Below are 17,754 nucleotides of genomic sequence, written 5' to 3'. Positions count from 1 at the left end.
CCATTCGCGGTGCAGATACAAAACGCGAATCCCTTAAACCTGATTTGAATGGAGTCTCACATGTCCCGCATTACTATTCCTAGCGTAGAAACATCCCCTGCAGCTTCCCAGCCATTGTTGGCTGCCGTGAGTCAGCAATTAGGCATGGTTCCCAACTTGATGAAACTGGTTGGCAATAGTCCGGCAGCACTGGAAGGCTATCTGTCACTTAGCGGTGCACTCGCCAAAGGCAGCCTGAGCGCACAACTGCGCGAGCGTATTGCACTGACTATCGCAGAATACAATGGCTGCGATTATTGTTTGGCAGCGCACGCCTACATTGGCAAAAATCTGGCAAAACTCAGCGATACCGATATCGACGCGGCGCGTGGTGCACAAGCCGCCGATACTAAAACCCATGCAGCCTTGCAATTTGCCCGTCAAGTCGCAGAACAGCGCGGCCGTGTCAGCGATACTGAACTGGCCAATTTGCGTGCAGCCGGATTTGATGAAGCTGCGGTCATAGAAATTGTCTTGAACGTGGCGTTGAATGTATTGACCAACTATGTCAATAACGTGTCGCACACAGATGTGGATTTTCCTAGAGTAAATCCGCGCTAATCCTTCGCAAACCCAGTGGTTCTTGACGGGGAGCAAACTCCTCGTCAGTAATACAACATTCAATCAGATGGAGTAAATCATGGATCTGGAATCAGCAATAAGTAAACATGCCGAATGGAAAGTTAAATTTCGTGCTGCTATAGGCAAGAAATCACAAATGGATATTGCGCAAGTATCCAACATCCATCAATGTGAAATCGGTTGTTGGCTGGACCATGAAGGCAAACAGCAAAATGGTCATTTGCCAGAGTTTGCCCATCTGATCGACGCACACAAGCAATTTCATGTTGCTGCCGCCAGAGTCGCCAGCCTGATCAACGTTGGTCAGTATTCTGCCGCAGAGAATATGTTGAATGGGCCTGTCTACACAGGCGTATCAAGGCAAATCGCCACTGGCATCATGAAACTGAAAAAATCTGTTGCTAATGCATGATCAGGTCTTGTTGGTCAAGCTCACCCCGGCAATGACCAGCAAACCTCCAACTATCATCGATGGCAAGATAGGTTCACCCAAGATCAGCGCCCCCAGACTGATACCAAATACCGGCACCAGATTATTAAAGACTGCCGTGCGTGAGGGGCCTATGCATTTCACGCCTTCGTAATACCAGACAAAACCAATGACCGTGCCAAAAGCACCTAGATACACCAGCGAAGCCAATACTTGCCAGCTCATGCGGGCATGCTCAAAGCGCGGCAATTCCAGCACTGCCCCCAGGCCCAGCAAGAGCAAACCCCACAGTGAGGCATACGTGGTGGCAGCAATTGGTGACAGTCCTTTTAAGGCATGCCGTCCTATGATGGTATAGGCTGCCCAGCCGCAAATCGCAGTCAGCATGAACAATTCGCCCTTGCCTAGCGATTGCGATAAATCATGCACCGCGCCGATCAAATCGCCACGGGTAATCACTACAGCGGCACCAGCAAAAGCCACCATGATGCCCAGCCAGCGTACCGCACTCAGCCTTTCGCCAAACAGCAAGGCCAGTGCCAGCGCAGTGACTATCGGGTTCAAGGCCACAAACAGGGCAGTGCGCCCGGCAGGCATATTCTCCAGCGCAGCAAAAAAACACAGGTTGTACAAAAAGATACCCGTCGCGCCCAGCGCAAAGGTGGCATGCATTTGCTGCCTGCTGAGCTTGGGCAAGCCACCTTCCAGCCGCCATGCCAGCAACAATAATAAAACACTGGCGACGGCAAAACGGATAAAGGCCGCAATCATATGCGGGATTTCCTTGGCGACCAGACGCCCGGCAATGAAAGTGCCGCCCCAGAACAGGGCAACACAGACAAGTTTCAGATAAGTGGAGACAGGGGCTTTGTTCACGTTGGCGTACGCTATGCAAAAGCCTGTTAGCCTACACTAAAATCATGTCTCTCGTGATTCGGTGGTCTAAGGTTTGCAGACATATCTTTCAGACTAAAAGACATGTCTGCACGCCCTAATCGATCTCCAATAGCATGACGCCGCGCGCAGCGACCTTTATTTTCTGCGCCAGTTCAAAGTCCTGCCCGCTCAGAACATCTTTTGCCTTTGCGTTTGCAGGCAATATCTCTGCAAAGCGCACCGTTGTCAGTTCTGTCTCAGTCATATTCTTGTTCATTACCACCATGATTTTGCGCTTCTGGTTGTAGCGGAAGTAAACATAGATACCATTCTGCGGTGCAAAGTGCATCAGTTTGCCACCGTGTATTGCGCTTTGCGTCTTGCGCCAGTTCAGCAGCTTTTTGATAAAGGCCTGTGCTTCCAGTTGTCTGGCAGTCAGCCCTTCGCCAGTGAATGCATTTACTGCATCACCCGCCCAGCCACCAGGAAAGTCTTTTCTGAAAGCACCATCATCCCTATGCTTGGTACTCGTCATCAAAATCTCGGTACCATAATAAAACTGCGGCGTGCGCGGCATGGTGGCGACATAGGTGATCGCCATCTTGAACAAATCCAGATCTTCATCCAGGGCGCTATACAGGCGGCTGACATCGTGATTGCCTTCAAACAGCACCATAGATGATGGTTGTGGGTAGAGCTGGTCATTGATCAGGGCTTCATACAACGTGGCAAAACCAGAGTGCAGGTTCTCTGGCGCGACCAATGCCTTACGCAGTGTGTCGTGCAAGGGGAAATCCATCATACTGGGCATATGCGAGACATAGCCATTTGCATTCTTGTGCCCACGCAGCCAGTGCGCCACCAGATTGGGATTGTCAGACCATTCTTCGCCCACCAGTGTCAGGTGCGGATATTCATGCATGATGCGGCGTGACCATTCCGTCAGAAAGCCTGGGTCAGAATAGCCATAGGTATCTGCCCGTATACCCGCCAGCCCGGCATATTCTATCCACCAGATGGTATTTTGTATCTGGTAGTTCGCCACCAGCGGGTTGTTCTGGTTCATGTCTGGCATATGGACTTCAAACCAGCCTTGGGTAAAATTCTTTTTATCTATGGCAGATGCATACGGGTCGCTGGCAGTGGTGCGTGCATGATAGGTCGGTACAAATTCACTGTTATAGCTGAGCCAGTCTTTACTGGGCAAGTCTTTCATCCACCAGTGGCCATCACCGATATGGTTGAGTACGATATCCTGGATTACGCCTATGCCCTGTTTTTTGGCATCGGCCACCAGTTGCCGGTATTCTTCATTGTTGCCCAGGCGGGCATCAATCTTGTAATAATCAGTGGCGGCATAACCATGGTAGGAATATGCCAGCTGATTATTTTCAACTACTGGGGTAGGCCATAGCATGGTGTAACCCATACCAGCAATATAGCCGAGGTGATCGCGTATACCCTTGAGGTCGCCACCATGGCGACCAGCACTGGCATCGTTGCGGTCCAGCTTGTCGACAAAGCCGGGCAAGCGGTCATTGCCGGCATCACCATTGGCAAAACGGTCAGGCATGAGATTCAGGATCACATCTGATGGACCAAAACCGCGTCGTTCTGCCGCGCCTTTTTCACGCGCCTTGAGTTCATAGGGGATGGTAAATTGCTGATTACCCTGCTGCATGCGTATATCGAATTTACCGGAGCGGGTGGCTGGCGCAATCTGTAAATCCAGAAACAGGTAATTGGGATTGCTGAGCTTATGTATGCCCTTGATTTGCACGCCGGGGTAATCAATGCGTGGTGTGTAAGTGGCAATTTGTTTGCCATGTAACATGACTTGCAACTTGTCACTCTTCATTCCTACCCACCAAAAGCCGGGTTCTACATGCTCCATGGCTGGCTGAGCCTGGACAAATGCTGGAGTCAGGACCAGCAAACTGATGTACAGGCGTGCAAAGTCAGTGATTTTCACTGGGTCTCCTTAATAATAAGCTGATTTATATTTTGTACTAAAACTACATTTATTCGTTGATTCTAAATTAATCGTTTGATTTTGGATATTTTATTCAAGCAGGCTATGTATTTTGATTACATATGCAACGGTGGCCGGAGTGGCTAAGCCAATTCAAAGCCAGAACTGGGGCCGGATTTTGCCTCTTTTTTGAGCTTCAAGCAGGCGCTTTGTTTGATATTTTCTAGCTTATCAAATCAGGCTGAGCGATCTCAGCAAAAGCAAGGGTTGCACAAAAGTGTAGCTCGCATCCGGGGAGGATATATGCAAGATATTTCAAATTTACATGGCATTTTCAGCGACGTGCAAGCCTTGCAAGGCAAGCTCAAGTCCCGGCTGGCAGATGTGGAACAAAATGCAGAAAAATTCAAGACGGCTCTGCAAACCGCAGTCAAGCCAGAAACCAAGGCCGAGCTGGTTACCAGTTTGAAAGAAAAAAGCAGCACGCTCTTGAACGGTAATGGCTATGCGACTGATCTGGTCTCACAAATACAAGCGAGCCTGGCGGCTCTGGGTGAGCAATGGCAGGCACCTCCGGTAGCGGCTGCGCCTGTATCTACACCAGCCTCTACCCCCGCAGCAGCCCCGACTGTCGCACCTGTCGCTAGCGCACCAGCGGCCACTACCACCATGGCCAGCACCGGCGACACTGGCAGCAAAGTGACTACGGCAGCAGTCACGACTCCTGCTGTAGCAAAAGCACCTGCAGCAACCCCGCCTGTGGTGGCACCCGCTCCCACCATTGCTCCGGTGAATACCACACATCCGCCATACAGGGTGTATGACCCCACCAATCCATCTGCTTTTGTCGAGCCCAGCAATCCAGGTGGCGGCACTAACTTGCTAGCAGCAAACCTGGTGTTTAATCCTGACCCCAGGCCAGATTCCGTGCACTCCTTGAAATACCCGGTAGCAGTTGCGGGAACGGTTGACCGGGGTGAGCAACTTAAAAACTATGAAATTGCGTATGAAAAATTATGCGCTGAAAATAACGTCTGGAATCAAAAAAATATAGAAATCCGTAACCAGACCTTGCTGGCTTCGCCCTATGCGGCATTTGCTAACTCGAAGGGTGTTAATTTGGCTGCACAGGCTGATCCTTATTATCTGGCTCATCTGGCTGATCCGACCAAGGTGCCGGGCTAGTCATGCTTCAGACCTGCTGACTTCCAGGCGGATTCGTGCTTTAGGGCAATCAAGAATAATTCCTCACAACGGGGCTGGCGCAATCAGTTTGTCACCTGATCGACGTCTGGCCTCGTCTGTCAGCAATGACAGATTCGCATCCCCTATGCGTTTGTGAGCAAACGCGTATTCACCTTGCGTGTTCACGCAAACTCATCCTCATTGATACAGGTAGAACTATTTTTCATGCTGACAGTCTCAATTGCTGCAAGCTGTTTTGCTGTTCCTGATTATGAAATAGCTACCCCATTCTGCTTTGTCCTGGAGTGTTCATCATGAAGCCTGTTCTCAAAGCCTTGCTGTTTGCTTGCAGCATGCTAGCCAGCACTGCCCAAGCCCAAGCTGATCCTGCCCTGTTTCAACCCGGCCTGATTTCTGATGGCGGTGTTTTTGGACTGGCCTTATCCCCAGATGGGAATCAGGCATTTTGGGTGCAATCGCAAGGTCGGCGGATAGCTTTGCGCATCATGAGTTCAAGCAGGGTCAACGGTGTCTGGCAAACTCCCCAGATAGCAAGTTTTTCCAGAGATACCCAATGGAAGGACATCGATCCTGCCATCAGCCCCGATGGCAAGACCCTGATTTTCCAGTCCAACCGGCCAGTGCCGGGCAAACCTGAGCGCAAGGGCTTTGATATCTGGGCCTCCAGCAAAACTGCGGATGGCTGGGGGGCTGCCTATCACCTCGGCAATGTCATCAATACCGATGCCTCCGAATCTTCAGCTTCGATTGCCGCGAATGGCAATATCTATTTCATGAAAGAAAATGAAGAAGCTGCCCAGCAATCTGACCTGTATGTATCCCGTTTCATTAATGGAGCCTACCAGACGCCGGAAAATCTGGGGCCACCTATCAATAGCAAAGAGCGCGAATCCAATCCGTATGTTGCGCCTGACGAAAGCTATCTGATCTATTTTTCCACCAGACCCGGAGGCTATGGGGATGTCGATCTGTATATCAGCTTCCGCGAACAGGGCAAGTGGACTGAGGCTGTCAACCTGGGCCAGACCATTAATTCAGCGGCAGCAGAATTTTGCCCTCTGGTACATCAGGGCCGTATTTATTTGTCACGACAAGTTAAACAAGGTGACAGGTTTATAGAAAATATCTATTCTTTCCCCTTTGATGCCGAACAGTACAGAAGCAGACGCTGAGGCAGGAAGATTGCAGGCAGGTGTATGATGCCGCTTGCTCAGGACAGGATATTTGCATGAAAAAAATGCAGTGGCTACAGCGCTATACCGGCGTAATTTCAGGTTTGTTCATCATATTTGTGGGATTTGTCCCTGCCAGTAGTGCTCAGGCGGCACCAGCATCGATTCCCACTTACACCTATGAAGTCGTGCGCACCTATCCGCATGATCCAAATGCCTTCACCCAGGGCTTGTTCTTCAAGGATGGTTTTTTGTATGAAAGTACGGGTTTGCATGGGCGCTCATCTGTACGCAAGCTCAGGCTGGAAACGGGAGAAGTGCTGCAAAAGGCCGATTTACCCAAACAGATTTTTGGCGAAGGCATCACCTGGTGGGATAAGCACCTGATAGGTATTACCTGGACTTCGCAGGCTGGCTACGTGCTGGATCTGGACAGCTTTGCCTTTAAAAAAGAATTTGCCTATAGAGGTGAAGGTTGGGGCCTGACGCGCAATGATAAAGAAATCATCATGAGCGACGGCACCGCAGAATTGCGTTTTCTTGACCCGGAAACCCTGCGCGAAACCCGCCGCCTCAAGGTGACCGCAGATGGCAAACCGGTAGAACAGTTGAATGAGCTTGAATGGGTAAAAGGCGAGATTTTTTCCAATATCTGGCAAAGCGACATGATCGCCCGCATTGATCCCAAAACCGGCAAGGTTACAGGCTGGATCAATTTGAATGGAATATTACCCATGGGTGACCGTATCCTGAATCAGCCCGATGTACTCAATGGCATTGCCTATGATGCAGCCAAAGACAGATTATTCGTCACCGGTAAATTGTGGCCAAAATTGTTTGAAATCCGTTTAATCAAGCGTTAGACATCATCATGCATAAAATACTGTATTGCCTGGCTTGCGCTGTGATGAGCTTGTTGCTGAGCACGCTCTCTGCGCATAGTCTGGCGGCTGATACCAGGCTGGAAAACCAGCTCATCCTGGCCCTCAAAATCAAACCAGACGGGCAAGACAGGCTGGCCGAATCCAGGCCTGTGATACGGGCTTACCAACAAGCCGCGATCATCAGTAAAAAGCCGCAGCAGCGTGCCGACTACATTGATTTTTATCTCTTGCAAAAACCAGCCAGCTTCATGGGGCATACATTGATTTTGCTGGAAGAAGAATACATGGATAAGTATGTAGGCTGCTGTGTCAGTCCTGGCATGGGCCTGATGTTAAAGACCAATGTTGATACGCGGGCAGTACAAGAGTTTGCCGAAAAAAATGCTTGTACTTTCACCCCGCATGCGGACGTGTTTGACAGGCTGAAGACATTTGGTATTGCTCATAAATTAGCCAAGGCAGATTACGCCATGCTCAGTTGCCGCGAGAGAGACACACAGAAATAATCAGTCTGATGCCTGAAATGGTTTGCTATGGCTAGTCATGGCTTGTAGTTGCTTGCCTTTTTGTATATAAACAGAGCTTGCCAGCCCGGTCTTTCTATCATGAGAGGAAAGTGTCCTGTCTGAGCCTTACCGCAGCCCATCCGATATTTATCCCAGCCTGATTTATGATGATGCCCCAGCCGCGATAGACTGGCTGGTGCGTGCCTTTGGTTTTACCTGCCGTTTTGTCGTGCCCGGCGAGGGTAACAGGGTAGAGCATTCTGAACTGAGCCTGGGTACAGGCGTGGTCATGATCAGCTCGCCCAAGGCCGAGACGCATCATGTCAGCCCCAAATCCCTGAATGGCATTTCACAGGCGCTCAGCGTCTTTGTGGCCGACCCGGATGCACATTATGCAGTGGCAATTGCTGCCAGTGCAAAACTGGTGCGGCCATTGCAGACAGAAGAGTATGGTGCCCGGGGTTATATGGTGCTAGACACCGAAGGCCATCTCTGGTATTTCGGTAATTATCGGCCCGGTGAATACTGGCAGGATAAATAAGCTTAGGGCAAATTCATCAAGCATTCATCAACCAATTCGGGAGTAAATGTTCATGCATAAAGGCAGCTGCCATTGCGGCAAAATCGCATTTGAAGTAGAGGGCGAGATAGACAGCGGACTCTCTTGTAATTGTTCCATTTGCCAGCGCAAGGGTTCGCTGCTGTGGTTTGTGCCATTCACTAATTTGCACTTGCTGACTGCAGAAGATGCTGCCAGTACCTACATCTTCAATAAGCACGTGATTCAGCATAAATTTTGCCCTACTTGCGGCATGCATCCCTATGCAGAAGGCGTAGACCCAAAAGGCAACAAGGTGGCTGCCATCAATCTGCGCTGCCTTGAAGATATAGATCTGGCGGCCATACCTGTGCATCACTATGATGGCCGTGCTTTGTAAAGGGATAAGGATGTTGAAAAAACACTTGGGTACGGCTGGTTTATTGCTGGCCATTTTCAGCCTGGGTTTCATGCCTGCACATGCAACTGGCGCCACTGACGCAAAGCGTGATGCACTGGTGGCGCAATTGACAAAGTTGGCTGACGATTGGGACAAGGCCATTGTCCGCAAGGACCAGGCCGCGATCGAAGCCAATATGGCGGAAGATTTCCGCCAGATAGATGCTAGCGGTGATATCGAAACCAAGACCAGTTTCGTGAATGGACTGATGTCGGCCAAGCTGGAAATTGATCCCTACACGGTAGAGGATTTTGAAGTGCGCCTGTATGGCAATGTGGCCCTAGTCAGTGGTCGCACCAGAATGACGGGGCGCTATGACGGTAAGCCCTTTACCTCTCATTACCGCTATATCGATATCTATGTGCAGCGTGATGGCAAATGGCAGATAGTCAGTGTGCAGATCAGTAAAATACCGCAGGAATAAAAAATACTGCCCCGCTGCAACACGGGGCCATATTTTTTCAGACTTATTTAACGCTTATTTCACTACAAAACGCAGCACACCATCCTCACCCATTTCCCTGCGCAAGACACCGTCATACCAGAGCTTGTGCAAGTGGGCCAGCGCTTCGCCTATGGCGAAAGTCAGTTGATGAGAATCCAGCGGGCGGCGGAACATGATGGGGACGATATCCATCGCGGACTGCAGCGTGGCACAGGCTGTCTTTACTTCTTCCAGCCGTTCGGTATGATGGTCTTGCAATTGCTGCACACGAGTATGCAAGCCCTTGAAGGGTTTGCCATGTGAGGGCAGGATCAGCACATCTTCTGGCAGTGGCAGGTATTTTTGCAATGAATCCATATACTGCTGTACAGGATTGGCTTCCGGCTCTATCGCAAATACCGAGACATTGGTAGAAATGCGCGGTAACAGCATATCGCCAGAGATCAGGATATTCAGCTCTGCGCAATACAGGGACGCATGCTCAGGTGAATGGCCAAAACCGGTGATGACTTGCCAGTGACGTTGGTTGATGATGACATCCAGCCCTTCTTGCATGCGGTGGTAGGCAGTTGGTACAGTCGGCACCAGCCTGGTGTAGTGTGTTTTTCTTTCCTGTATCTGTTCCTGCATGCCGCTATCGACCAGGCCATGCTTGCGAAAATGCGGGAACATGGCCGTGCCGTCAGCACCCGGCAGGCTGGCCGACATCATGCGGGCAAAGGCATATTCGCCTGCCGTCATCCACAGTTGTACATTCCAGCGGCTGCACAGCCAGTCAGCCAGGCCTATATGGTCGGGGTGGCAGTGGGTGGCAAGAACGCGGATGATGGGCAAACCACGCAAATGGTTGTTAAGGTCGCCGAACAAAATCTCCCATGCATCACGGGTGGCATCGCTGGCTATGCCGCAATCGACAACCGTCCAGCCACGCACCTTGCCCTGGCTGGTTTCTATTTCGTCTTCCAGCAGCCACAGATTGATATGGTTGAGGGCAAAGGGCAGGCCCATGCGTATCCACAGCACGCCCGGGGCGATTTCCATTGTCTTGCCGCTGTCGGGCAAGGTTTCGCCGAAAGGATAGTGAAGTTGTTGTTCTAGTAAGTTCATGGCTGTCTCTGTTGTTATTGTGGAGGCGAGGGGGTGTTGACATATCTTTTAGACAAAGCGTTCACCCCATATCGAGGGCTGGCAAGGCGTGTGGTGCAGTCAGGGCTGGTGCCCCTGACAAGACGCAGAATCTTGCAAACCCTGCAGTCCAGCCCTCGACATGGGGTGAACCCGGAGGGAATGGGCCAGAAACCTCGCCTGGCGTTGTTGTGCGTCGCTCACTTGGCTCGCCAAGCAGCGCTCCGCACGCCTAGCCAGACAAGGTTTCTCACCCATTCGCTTGACTAAAAGATATGTCAACACCCCCTATCTGCTACCTGTTTTCTCATTATGGATGACTCCAGAAGCGCTGGAATAGCCTACAATGCGATTTAAAACTATTTGACGTTAACGTCAACTGCATCAAGTGCAGATTGTAATCAGAAAACTGTTTCTGTGTTTTATCACCAGATTGACCATGGCCACCTATACCATTACCGAACTTGCCCGCGAATTTGATATTACCCCAAGGGCAATACGATTCTATGAAGACCAGGGTTTGCTGAGCCCTACGCGTGAAGGTCCCGGCGGCCGCAACCGTGTCTACACGACGCGGGAACGCACTCACCTGAAGCTGACCCTGCGTGGCAAACGCCTGGGCCTGAGTCTGTCAGATATCAAGAGCCTGGTCGATATGTACCGTTCTCCCAAGGATACCGAAGTACAGTTGCAGAGTTTCCTGGTGGTGCTGGCCAGACACAGGGCAGCGCTGGAACAACAGCGCGAAGATATAGAAATCATGCTGGCCGAAATTAGCGCGCATGAAGAAAAGAGCCGTAGTTTGCTGGGGCAACTGGACCATGCAGAAAAATAAGATATTTTCGATAATACATATTGCAAATACGACAAATTTGCTGATAAGTCGGTAGGTGAAAAGTAGCAAATCAATGAATTGACGTTTACGTAAACGTCAATTAGACGTATTATTTTTGTCTGAGATGGTTTTTCCGTAGTAATGGGGGCTTCATGAATAATCAGGCAACACAGTCACTGGATCACAAACTGGCCCTGAGCTTGCTGGAAAGCTTTAATGCCCAGGGTGCTTTGATGGCCTGGAATGCCCGTCTGACCAGCATCACTCCCGGTGCATGTGAAATCAGCCTGCCTTTCAGTGATGTAGTCAGCCAGCAGCATGGCTATTTCCATGGCGGTGTGATTGGTACGATAGCCGATGCAGCAGGTGGCTATGCCGCGAATACCCAATTGATGCCGGTGAGTGAGTGCTTAACTGCAGAATACAAGATCAATATCGTTGCACCCGGCAAGGGTGATACCTTGATCGCCCGTGGCAAGGTATTAAAGGCAGGTAAAACCCTGGTGGTATCCAGCGCAGAAGTCTTTGTCGTGCACCAAGGCCAGGAAAAACTCTGTGCCATCATGCAACAGACTTTGTTTGTGATACCCAAGGCAGAATCCAGGATGTAGGCTATAGGCTTAACAAGGCTGGCATGCTTGATCATAAGTCAACATAAGCCAGCAAATTTTAATTTTATAAAAGTGTGAGGACGACATGCTCCATTTACCAGGTTTGACTTTTGATCACGGCGAAGACATCGCCGCTTTGCGCGAAGCCGTGCAGCAATTTGCCCAGGCAGAAATCGCCCCGCGTGCCGCCGAGATAGACCGTAGCGACCAGTTTCCCATGGATTTGTGGCGCAAGATGGGTGACCTGGGCATCCTGGGTGTGACAGTCAGTGAAGAATACGGAGGCGCAAACATGGGCTACCTGGCCCATATCATTGCCATGGAAGAAATTTCCCGCGCTTCTGCCTCTGTCGGCCTGTCGTATGGTGCCCACTCCAATCTGTGCGTGAACCAGATCAAGCGCAATGGTACAGAAGAGCAAAAAGCCAAATACCTGCCAAAACTGATTAGCGGTGAACACATAGGCGCGCTCGCCATGTCCGAGCCAAATGCAGGTTCCGACGTCGTCAGCATGAAGCTGCGCGCCGACTGGAAGGGTGACCGCTGGGTACTGAACGGCACCAAGATGTGGATTACCAATGGCCCTGATGCGGATACGCTGGTCGTGTATGCCAAGAACGACCTGGAAGCTGGCCCACGCGGCATGACGGCCTTCCTGATCGAAAAAGGCTTTAAAGGCTTCAGCATTGCGCAAAAGCTCGACAAACTCGGCATGCGCGGCTCCCATACAGGCGAGCTGGTGTTCGAGGATTGTGAAGTTCCGGCAGAAAACGTGCTCGGTGGCTTGGGCAAGGGCGTCAATGTGTTGATGTCTGGTCTGGATTTTGAACGTACCGTCCTGTCCGGCGGCCCTCTGGGCATTATGCAAGCCTGTATGGACGCAGTAGTTCCTTATGTGCATGACCGCAAGCAATTCGGCCAGCCTATTGGAGAATTCCAGCTCATGCAAGGCAAGCTGGCGGATATGTATTCCACCATGATGGCTTGCAAGGCCTATGTTTATGCTGTCGGCCAGGCTTGCGACCGTGCCACTACGCCAGAAGCAGTGCGAGCCCTGCGCAAGGATGCGGCGGGAGCGATTCTGTATTCCGCAGAAAAAGCCACCTGGATGGCAGGCGAAGCCATCCAGACCCTGGGTGGCAATGGCTATATCAACGAATACCCGGTAGGTCGCTTATGGCGCGATGCCAAGTTGTATGAAATTGGCGCGGGCACCAGCGAGATACGCCGTATGTTGATAGGCCGTGAATTGTTTGCAGAAACCAAATAAGCTAAATAAGCCGAACAAGCTGATTGTTGTAAACTGAGTCTATTTGACCATGACACATTTGCATATCCCTACACCGCTGCTGGAACACCGCGCTCTTTCAGCCAGCCTGGATAAACAGGTCTGGCTGAAGATGGAAAACAACCAGCCTTCCGGCTCTTTCAAGTTGCGTGGCATAGGCCTGATGTGCCAGCGTGCGGCGGAGCAGGGCGCTAAGCACTTTGTCTGCCCTTCTGGCGGCAATGCCGGTTTTGCTGCCGCCGTTGCTGGTGTTGCCCTGGGTTTGCAAACCACCATCGTCGTGCCGGAAACCACGCATGAAAGTGTGCGTGCGGCAATTCGCGCAATCGGTGCTACCGTCATCGTCGCTGGCAGCGTCTGGGATGAAGCCAATCAGGAGGCCTTGCGCCTGTGCGAACAACCGGGTGCCGTGTATATCCCGCCGTTTGATCATGCCGATATCTGGGATGGCAATGCCACAGTAATAGATGAAGTGGCAGGCAAACTCGATTTTGATGCCATCATCTGCTCGGTTGGTGGTGGTGGCTTGTTGAGTGGCATAGCCCTGGGGCTGGAACGCAATGGCCTCGGCCACATTCCCATCATTGCCGCAGAAACCGAAGGCGCGGCTTCACTGCATGCAGCCGTTCAGGCAGGCGAACTGGTGACTTTGCCAGCGATTACCTCTATTGCCAGTACCCTGGGGGCAAGACGTGTTGCACAACAGGCATTTGACTGGACACGCAAACGTACTATCCATACCGTGACCGTCAGCGATGCCCAGGCTGTGCAGGCTTGTCTGGCTTTTGCCGACGACATGCTGGCCCTGGTAGAGCCCGCTTGCGGCGCGGCACTGGCAGTTGCCTACCAGAACTTGCCTGTATTGGCTGAGTTCAAAAAACCACTGATTGTGGTTTGTGGTGGCATTGCCGTGGATTTAGGTAAACTACAGGCTTGGAAAAACCAGTTCCAGTTGACCTGAGCCTACTATGCCCCACACCCATTTCCCCAAATTGTTGTCTTCGCAAATCGCCTTTGATATCGCCAGGTCGATACTCGATGGCTTTGACAAGCATTACCGCTTGTTCAGAGCCAGCAGTCAAAGGGCAAAGCAGCAATTTGAAACAGGCGACTGGAAGGCGGCACAAATTGCTGCACGCGACCGCATAGGCTATTACGACACCCGCGTGCGAGAATGTGTACAGGCGCTGGAAGACGAATATGCAGAAGAAGATCTCAGTGATGAGGTCTGGCGCGAAGTCAAACTGCATTACATGGGCATGCTGATCGATCATCTGCGCCCAGAGCTCGCCGAGACTTTTTTCAATACCGTCTGCACCAAGCTTTTGCACAGGAATTATTACCACAATGATTTCATTTTTGTGCGCCCGGCAACCTCGACCGAGTATCTGGAAAGTGAAGATACGCCACCGAGTTATCGAGTCTACTACCCGGCAACCGATGGCCTGAGCTTCACCATCAAGCGCATCGTCACCAACTTCCAGTTGAATGCCAAGTTTGAAGACCTGGACCGCGATGTGGCCCTGGTCGAAGCGCGCCTGCGCGAAAATTTTGGTCCCGCCAAGCTGGAGCCGAATCACCAGATACAAGTATTGGCCAGCCTGTTCTATCGCAACAAGTCAGCCTACATCATAGGCAAGGGTATCAATGGCAACAAGGAATATCCTTTTGTTATACCCGTCATGCACAAGCGCAAGGGTGAGCTGGTGCTTGATACCGTGATCTTTGACACCATGCTGATTACGGTATTGTTTTCTTTTACCCGTGCTTATTTCATGGTCGACATGGAAGTGCCATCGGCCTATGTGCAATTCATACGCAGCATCTTGCCCAAGAAGCCGCGCAGTGAAATCTACACCATGATAGGCCTGCAAAAGCATGGCAAGAATTTGTTTTATCGCGACTTTCTGCATCACCTCAAATACTCATCCGATCGCATAGAAGCCGCACCCGGCATACGGGGTCTGGTGATGCTGGTATTCGCGCTGCCGTCTTTCCCATATGTGTTCAAACTCATCAAGGACAGCTTTCCTCCACCCAAGGAAACCACCAAGGCCCTGATCAAGGAAAAATACCTGCTGGTAAAAAACCATGACCGTGTAGGCCGCATGGCTGATACGCTGGAATACTCGGATGTGGCATTCCCGCGCTCACGTTTTTCTGAAGAATTGCTGGCCGAGATCAAACAATATGCGCCTTCATTATTGGAAGTGAATGATGATGAAGTCGTCATCAAGCATCTGTACATAGAACGCCGCATGACGCCGCTGAATATCTGGCTGACCGAGGCCGAACAGCGTGGTGATATGGCTGCGATGGAGCATGGTCTGAAAGAATATGGCAGTGCCATCAAGGACCTGGTGGCAGCGAATATTTTTCCCGGTGACATGCTGTATAAAAACTTTGGTGTCACCCGTCATGGCCGCGTCGTCTTTTATGATTATGATGAAATCGAATACATCACCGACTGCAATTTCCGCAAGATACCTTTGCCGCGCAATGAAGAAGACGAGATGTCTGCCGAGCCCTGGTATCCGATTGCCAAAAATGATGTCTTCCCCGAGCAGTTTGGCACTTTCTTGCTGGGGAATAAAAACGTCAAAGAATATTTTATGAAGCATCACGCTGACTTGCTGACCGCCGAATACTGGCAAGCCCGCAAGAAGCGCATAGTCGATGGCAAGGTGGATGATGTGTTTCCGTATCCGCAGGAAATCCGCTTTTGTAATCAGACCAGTACAACAACTTAAGGCTGTGCATGTCTGTTGACATGCCTCCCGTCATTAGCCAGGCAGCTTTGTTGCCTATATTAATTGGAGAGTAAGATGAATGATCCTATCGTAATCGTTGGTGCTGCCCGTACCCCCATGGGTGCTTTCCAGGGCGATTTTTCTTCCCTGACAGCCAGTCAGCTCGGTGCAGTTGCCATTAAGGCCGCCGTTGAACGCGCAGGTGTAAAACCAGAACTGGTAGAAGAAGTCTTGTTCGGTAACTGCCTGATGGCAGGTCAGGGCCAGGCCCCGGCACGCCAGGCTTTGCTGGCTGCGGGTTTGCCAGTATCCACCGGTGCCGTGACCCTGTCCAAGATGTGCGGTTCAGCCATGAAAGCCACCATGATGGCCTTTGATTCCATCAATGCAGGCAGCAATGAAGTCATCGTTTCCGGTGGTATGGAATCCATGACCAATGCCCCTTACCTGATCCCCAAGGCACGTGGTGGCTACCGCATCGGCCACGGCATGATGTATGACCACATGATGCTCGATGGTCTCGAAGATGCCTATGACAAGGGCCGTTCCATGGGTACTTTTGCCGAAGACTGTTCGGCAAAATACAACTTCAGCCGCGAAGAGCAGGACGCCTTTGCGATTGCCTCCGTCAAGCGCGCACAAGCCGCAACTGCCGATGGTTCTTTCGCATGGGAAATCGCCCCAGTGACGGTCTCTGGCCGTGGTGGCGATGTTGTTATCGACAAGGACGAAGGCCCGCTGAAAGCCAAACTCGATAAAATCCCTGCTTTAAAACCGGCCTTCAAAAAGGATGGCACGATTACCGCTGCTTCTTCTTCTTCCATCAATGATGGTGCAGCTGCACTGGTCTTGATGCGCGAATCCAAGGCCAAAGAACTGGGCCTGACTCCCATCGCAAAAATCCTCGGCCATGCCAGTAATGCACAGGAGCCAGGCTGGTTCACGACTGCACCGGTAGGTGCCATCCAGAAGCTGTACAAAAAACTGGGCTGGACAACGGATGATGTTGATCTGTTTGAAATCAATGAAGCCTTCGCGACCGTGCCTATGGCAGCGATGAAAGAACTGGGTATCCCGCACGACAAAATCAATGTGCATGGCGGTGCTTGTGCTTTGGGTCATCCTATCGGGGCATCTGGTGCGCGTATCATCATTACGCTGATGGGTGCCTTGAAGAAGCAGGGCAAGAAACGTGGCGTGGCTTCTTTGTGTATTGGTGGTGGTGAAGGCACTGCACTCGCCATTGAAATGGTTTAAATCTTACCGTAAGTCCCTTCCCTTCACGGGGGAGGGGATTTGAAAATTTTCGCACATTGGGAAAATATGCCAGTCGCTTTAATCATCGGTGCATCACGCGGTATAGGCCGCGAACTGGCCATGCAATACAAGGCTGCAGGCTGGCGTGTCATCGCCACTGCGCGCAAGGAAGAAGATTTGGCTAGCTTGAAGTCAGTAGATTGCGAGCCGCTGCAGTTGGACGTGACTAAGCTCAGTGATTGCGCCGGGCTGGGTGAGCGTCTTGATGGTGAAAAAATCGATGTGGCTATCCTGAATGCCGGTGTTTTCGGCCCAAGAACCGAGGGCCTGACAGCACCAGACCTGCAACATTTTGACGCTGTCATGCATACCAATGTCTTGTCGGCCATGCGGATCTTGCCTATCGTGTTGCCGCTGGTAGAAAACGCCCATGGCAGGCTGGCGGTAATTTCATCCAGCATGGCATCGATAAGTGAGCGCAGTAATCCTGCTGGCTGGTTATACCGTGCCAGCAAAACGGCATTGAATTCAGTATTGAAAGACGTGTCGCTGAGTACCGACAAGGCCATCTGTGTTGCCATGGACCCGGGCTGGGTAAAAACCGATATGGGTGGTGATTCCGCAGAAATCACTGTCGATGTCAGTGTGGCAGGCATACGCCAGACTCTGGCCGCACTGAAGCCAGCCGACAATGGCAAGTATTTGCAATATACCGGCACAGAACACGGCTGGTAAAGCAGTCACAGTTACAGCAAAAATAGAATAGAAGACAGATCAA

The 17,754-nt window shown here is 51.2% G+C and carries 20 protein-coding genes; 16 read left to right on the top strand and 4 right to left on the bottom strand.

Going from position 1 to position 17,754, the window contains the following annotated elements; translation table 11 throughout:
- Window positions 1-60: 60 nt before the first annotated feature.
- Window positions 61-600 carry a carboxymuconolactone decarboxylase family protein gene (locus tag H8L47_RS23145; protein ID WP_186955968.1) on the top strand — a complete coding sequence of 180 codons (540 nt, stop codon included), beginning with the start codon at window positions 61-63 and terminating at the stop codon, window positions 598-600.
- 79 nt (window positions 601-679) lie between these two features.
- Window positions 680-1,033: a CZB domain-containing protein gene (locus H8L47_RS23140; protein WP_186955967.1), complete on the top strand. Its 354-nt coding sequence runs from the start codon at window positions 680-682 to the stop codon at window positions 1,031-1,033.
- Here H8L47_RS23140 and H8L47_RS23135 read toward each other — a convergent pair whose 3' ends face one another.
- Window positions 1,034-1,927: a DMT family transporter gene (locus H8L47_RS23135; RefSeq protein WP_329605485.1), complete on the bottom strand. Its 894-nt coding sequence runs from the start codon at window positions 1,925-1,927 to the stop codon at window positions 1,034-1,036.
- Window positions 1,928-2,042: 115 nt separating this feature from the next.
- Complete coding sequence (locus H8L47_RS23130) at window positions 2,043-3,899, bottom strand: glycoside hydrolase family 13 protein (protein WP_329605484.1); 1,857 nt, start codon at window positions 3,897-3,899, stop codon at window positions 2,043-2,045.
- A 303-nt stretch (window positions 3,900-4,202) separates the two neighbouring features.
- Here H8L47_RS23130 and H8L47_RS23125 point away from each other — a divergent pair, with 303 nt between their 5' ends.
- Window positions 4,203-5,084, top strand: coding sequence for a hypothetical protein (locus H8L47_RS23125; protein WP_186955966.1), 882 nt, complete (start codon window positions 4,203-4,205; stop codon window positions 5,082-5,084).
- Window positions 5,085-5,147: 63 nt separating this feature from the next.
- Here the strand turns inward: H8L47_RS23125 and H8L47_RS30120 are convergent, their stop codons facing one another.
- Window positions 5,148-5,270: a hypothetical protein gene (locus tag H8L47_RS30120; RefSeq protein WP_268978087.1), complete on the bottom strand. Its 123-nt coding sequence runs from the start codon at window positions 5,268-5,270 to the stop codon at window positions 5,148-5,150.
- Between the two features lie 128 nt (window positions 5,271-5,398).
- Between H8L47_RS30120 and H8L47_RS23120 the strand changes: the two genes are divergently transcribed.
- The 6 genes from H8L47_RS23120 (at window position 5,399) to H8L47_RS23095 (ending at window position 9,089) form a co-directional block, all read left to right on the top strand.
- Window positions 5,399-6,277, top strand: coding sequence for a TolB-like translocation protein (locus H8L47_RS23120; RefSeq protein ID WP_186955965.1), 879 nt, complete (start codon window positions 5,399-5,401; stop codon window positions 6,275-6,277).
- 56 nt (window positions 6,278-6,333) lie between these two features.
- Window positions 6,334-7,140, top strand: a complete 807-nt coding sequence (locus tag H8L47_RS23115; RefSeq protein WP_230413881.1) for a glutaminyl-peptide cyclotransferase — start codon at window positions 6,334-6,336, stop codon at window positions 7,138-7,140.
- Between the two features lie 8 nt (window positions 7,141-7,148).
- Window positions 7,149-7,667, top strand: a complete 519-nt coding sequence (locus H8L47_RS23110; RefSeq protein WP_186955964.1) for a hypothetical protein — start codon at window positions 7,149-7,151, stop codon at window positions 7,665-7,667.
- A 115-nt stretch (window positions 7,668-7,782) separates the two neighbouring features.
- Complete coding sequence (locus H8L47_RS23105) at window positions 7,783-8,208, top strand: VOC family protein (protein WP_329605486.1); 426 nt, start codon at window positions 7,783-7,785, stop codon at window positions 8,206-8,208.
- A 52-nt stretch (window positions 8,209-8,260) separates the two neighbouring features.
- A complete protein-coding gene (locus H8L47_RS23100) occupies window positions 8,261-8,605 on the top strand; it encodes a GFA family protein (protein WP_222616655.1) in 345 nt (114 codons plus the stop codon).
- Between the two features lie 10 nt (window positions 8,606-8,615).
- The gene (locus tag H8L47_RS23095; protein WP_186955961.1) at window positions 8,616-9,089 is read left to right on the top strand and encodes a nuclear transport factor 2 family protein; all 474 of its coding nucleotides are present in this window, start codon (window positions 8,616-8,618) and stop codon (window positions 9,087-9,089) included.
- 54 nt (window positions 9,090-9,143) lie between these two features.
- Here H8L47_RS23095 and H8L47_RS23090 read toward each other — a convergent pair whose 3' ends face one another.
- Complete coding sequence (locus tag H8L47_RS23090) at window positions 9,144-10,217, bottom strand: MBL fold metallo-hydrolase (protein ID WP_186955960.1); 1,074 nt, start codon at window positions 10,215-10,217, stop codon at window positions 9,144-9,146.
- A gap of 457 nt (window positions 10,218-10,674) precedes the next feature.
- On the opposite strand from H8L47_RS23090, the gene H8L47_RS23085 reads away from it, so the two are divergent.
- The 7 genes from H8L47_RS23085 (at window position 10,675) to H8L47_RS23055 (ending at window position 17,711) form a co-directional block, all read left to right on the top strand.
- Entirely contained in the window at window positions 10,675-11,070 is a 396-nt protein-coding gene (locus tag H8L47_RS23085) for a MerR family transcriptional regulator (protein WP_186955959.1), read from the top strand.
- A gap of 152 nt (window positions 11,071-11,222) precedes the next feature.
- Window positions 11,223-11,681, top strand: coding sequence for a PaaI family thioesterase (locus H8L47_RS23080; RefSeq protein WP_186955958.1), 459 nt, complete (start codon window positions 11,223-11,225; stop codon window positions 11,679-11,681).
- Between the two features lie 85 nt (window positions 11,682-11,766).
- Entirely contained in the window at window positions 11,767-12,951 is a 1,185-nt protein-coding gene (locus tag H8L47_RS23075) for an isovaleryl-CoA dehydrogenase (protein WP_110257510.1), read from the top strand.
- A gap of 49 nt (window positions 12,952-13,000) precedes the next feature.
- Window positions 13,001-13,930, top strand: coding sequence for a pyridoxal-phosphate dependent enzyme (locus H8L47_RS23070; protein ID WP_186955957.1), 930 nt, complete (start codon window positions 13,001-13,003; stop codon window positions 13,928-13,930).
- A gap of 7 nt (window positions 13,931-13,937) precedes the next feature.
- Complete coding sequence (gene aceK / locus H8L47_RS23065) at window positions 13,938-15,719, top strand: bifunctional isocitrate dehydrogenase kinase/phosphatase (RefSeq protein ID WP_186955956.1); 1,782 nt, start codon at window positions 13,938-13,940, stop codon at window positions 15,717-15,719.
- Window positions 15,720-15,794: 75 nt separating this feature from the next.
- Window positions 15,795-16,976 (top strand): acetyl-CoA C-acetyltransferase, encoded by a 1,182-nt coding sequence (locus tag H8L47_RS23060; protein ID WP_186955955.1) that lies wholly within the window; start codon window positions 15,795-15,797, stop codon window positions 16,974-16,976.
- A 66-nt stretch (window positions 16,977-17,042) separates the two neighbouring features.
- Complete coding sequence (locus tag H8L47_RS23055) at window positions 17,043-17,711, top strand: SDR family oxidoreductase (RefSeq protein ID WP_186955954.1); 669 nt, start codon at window positions 17,043-17,045, stop codon at window positions 17,709-17,711.
- Window positions 17,712-17,754 lie beyond the last annotated feature (43 nt).

The sequence above is a fragment of the Undibacterium umbellatum genome (assembly GCF_014284125.1).
Lineage (GTDB): Bacteria > Pseudomonadota > Gammaproteobacteria > Burkholderiales > Burkholderiaceae_D > Undibacterium > Undibacterium umbellatum.
Note: the sequence above shows the minus strand (reverse complement) of the source record. Positions and strands in the feature narration are given on the sequence as shown.

Bases quoted from the DNA above. Each gene is read 5' to 3' on its own strand.
- H8L47_RS23145 (WP_186955968.1), top strand. From the start codon at position 61: ATGTCCCGCATTACTATTCCTAGCGTAGAAACATCCCCTGCAGCTTCC.
- H8L47_RS23140 (WP_186955967.1), top strand. From the start codon at position 680: ATGGATCTGGAATCAGCAATAAGTAAACATGCCGAATGGAAAGTTAAA.
- H8L47_RS23125 (WP_186955966.1), top strand. From the start codon at position 4,203: ATGCAAGATATTTCAAATTTACATGGCATTTTCAGCGACGTGCAAGCC.
- H8L47_RS23120 (WP_186955965.1), top strand. From the start codon at position 5,399: ATGAAGCCTGTTCTCAAAGCCTTGCTGTTTGCTTGCAGCATGCTAGCC.
- H8L47_RS23115 (WP_230413881.1), top strand. From the start codon at position 6,334: ATGAAAAAAATGCAGTGGCTACAGCGCTATACCGGCGTAATTTCAGGT.
- H8L47_RS23110 (WP_186955964.1), top strand. From the start codon at position 7,149: ATGCATAAAATACTGTATTGCCTGGCTTGCGCTGTGATGAGCTTGTTG.
- H8L47_RS23100 (WP_222616655.1), top strand. From the start codon at position 8,261: ATGCATAAAGGCAGCTGCCATTGCGGCAAAATCGCATTTGAAGTAGAG.
- H8L47_RS23095 (WP_186955961.1), top strand. From the start codon at position 8,616: ATGTTGAAAAAACACTTGGGTACGGCTGGTTTATTGCTGGCCATTTTC.
- H8L47_RS23090 (WP_186955960.1), bottom strand. From the start codon at position 10,217: ATGAACTTACTAGAACAACAACTTCACTATCCTTTCGGCGAAACCTTG.
- H8L47_RS23085 (WP_186955959.1), top strand. From the start codon at position 10,675: ATGGCCACCTATACCATTACCGAACTTGCCCGCGAATTTGATATTACC.
- H8L47_RS23080 (WP_186955958.1), top strand. From the start codon at position 11,223: ATGAATAATCAGGCAACACAGTCACTGGATCACAAACTGGCCCTGAGC.
- H8L47_RS23075 (WP_110257510.1), top strand. From the start codon at position 11,767: ATGCTCCATTTACCAGGTTTGACTTTTGATCACGGCGAAGACATCGCC.
- H8L47_RS23070 (WP_186955957.1), top strand. From the start codon at position 13,001: ATGACACATTTGCATATCCCTACACCGCTGCTGGAACACCGCGCTCTT.
- aceK (WP_186955956.1), top strand. From the start codon at position 13,938: ATGCCCCACACCCATTTCCCCAAATTGTTGTCTTCGCAAATCGCCTTT.
- H8L47_RS23060 (WP_186955955.1), top strand. From the start codon at position 15,795: ATGAATGATCCTATCGTAATCGTTGGTGCTGCCCGTACCCCCATGGGT.
- H8L47_RS23055 (WP_186955954.1), top strand. From the start codon at position 17,043: ATGCCAGTCGCTTTAATCATCGGTGCATCACGCGGTATAGGCCGCGAA.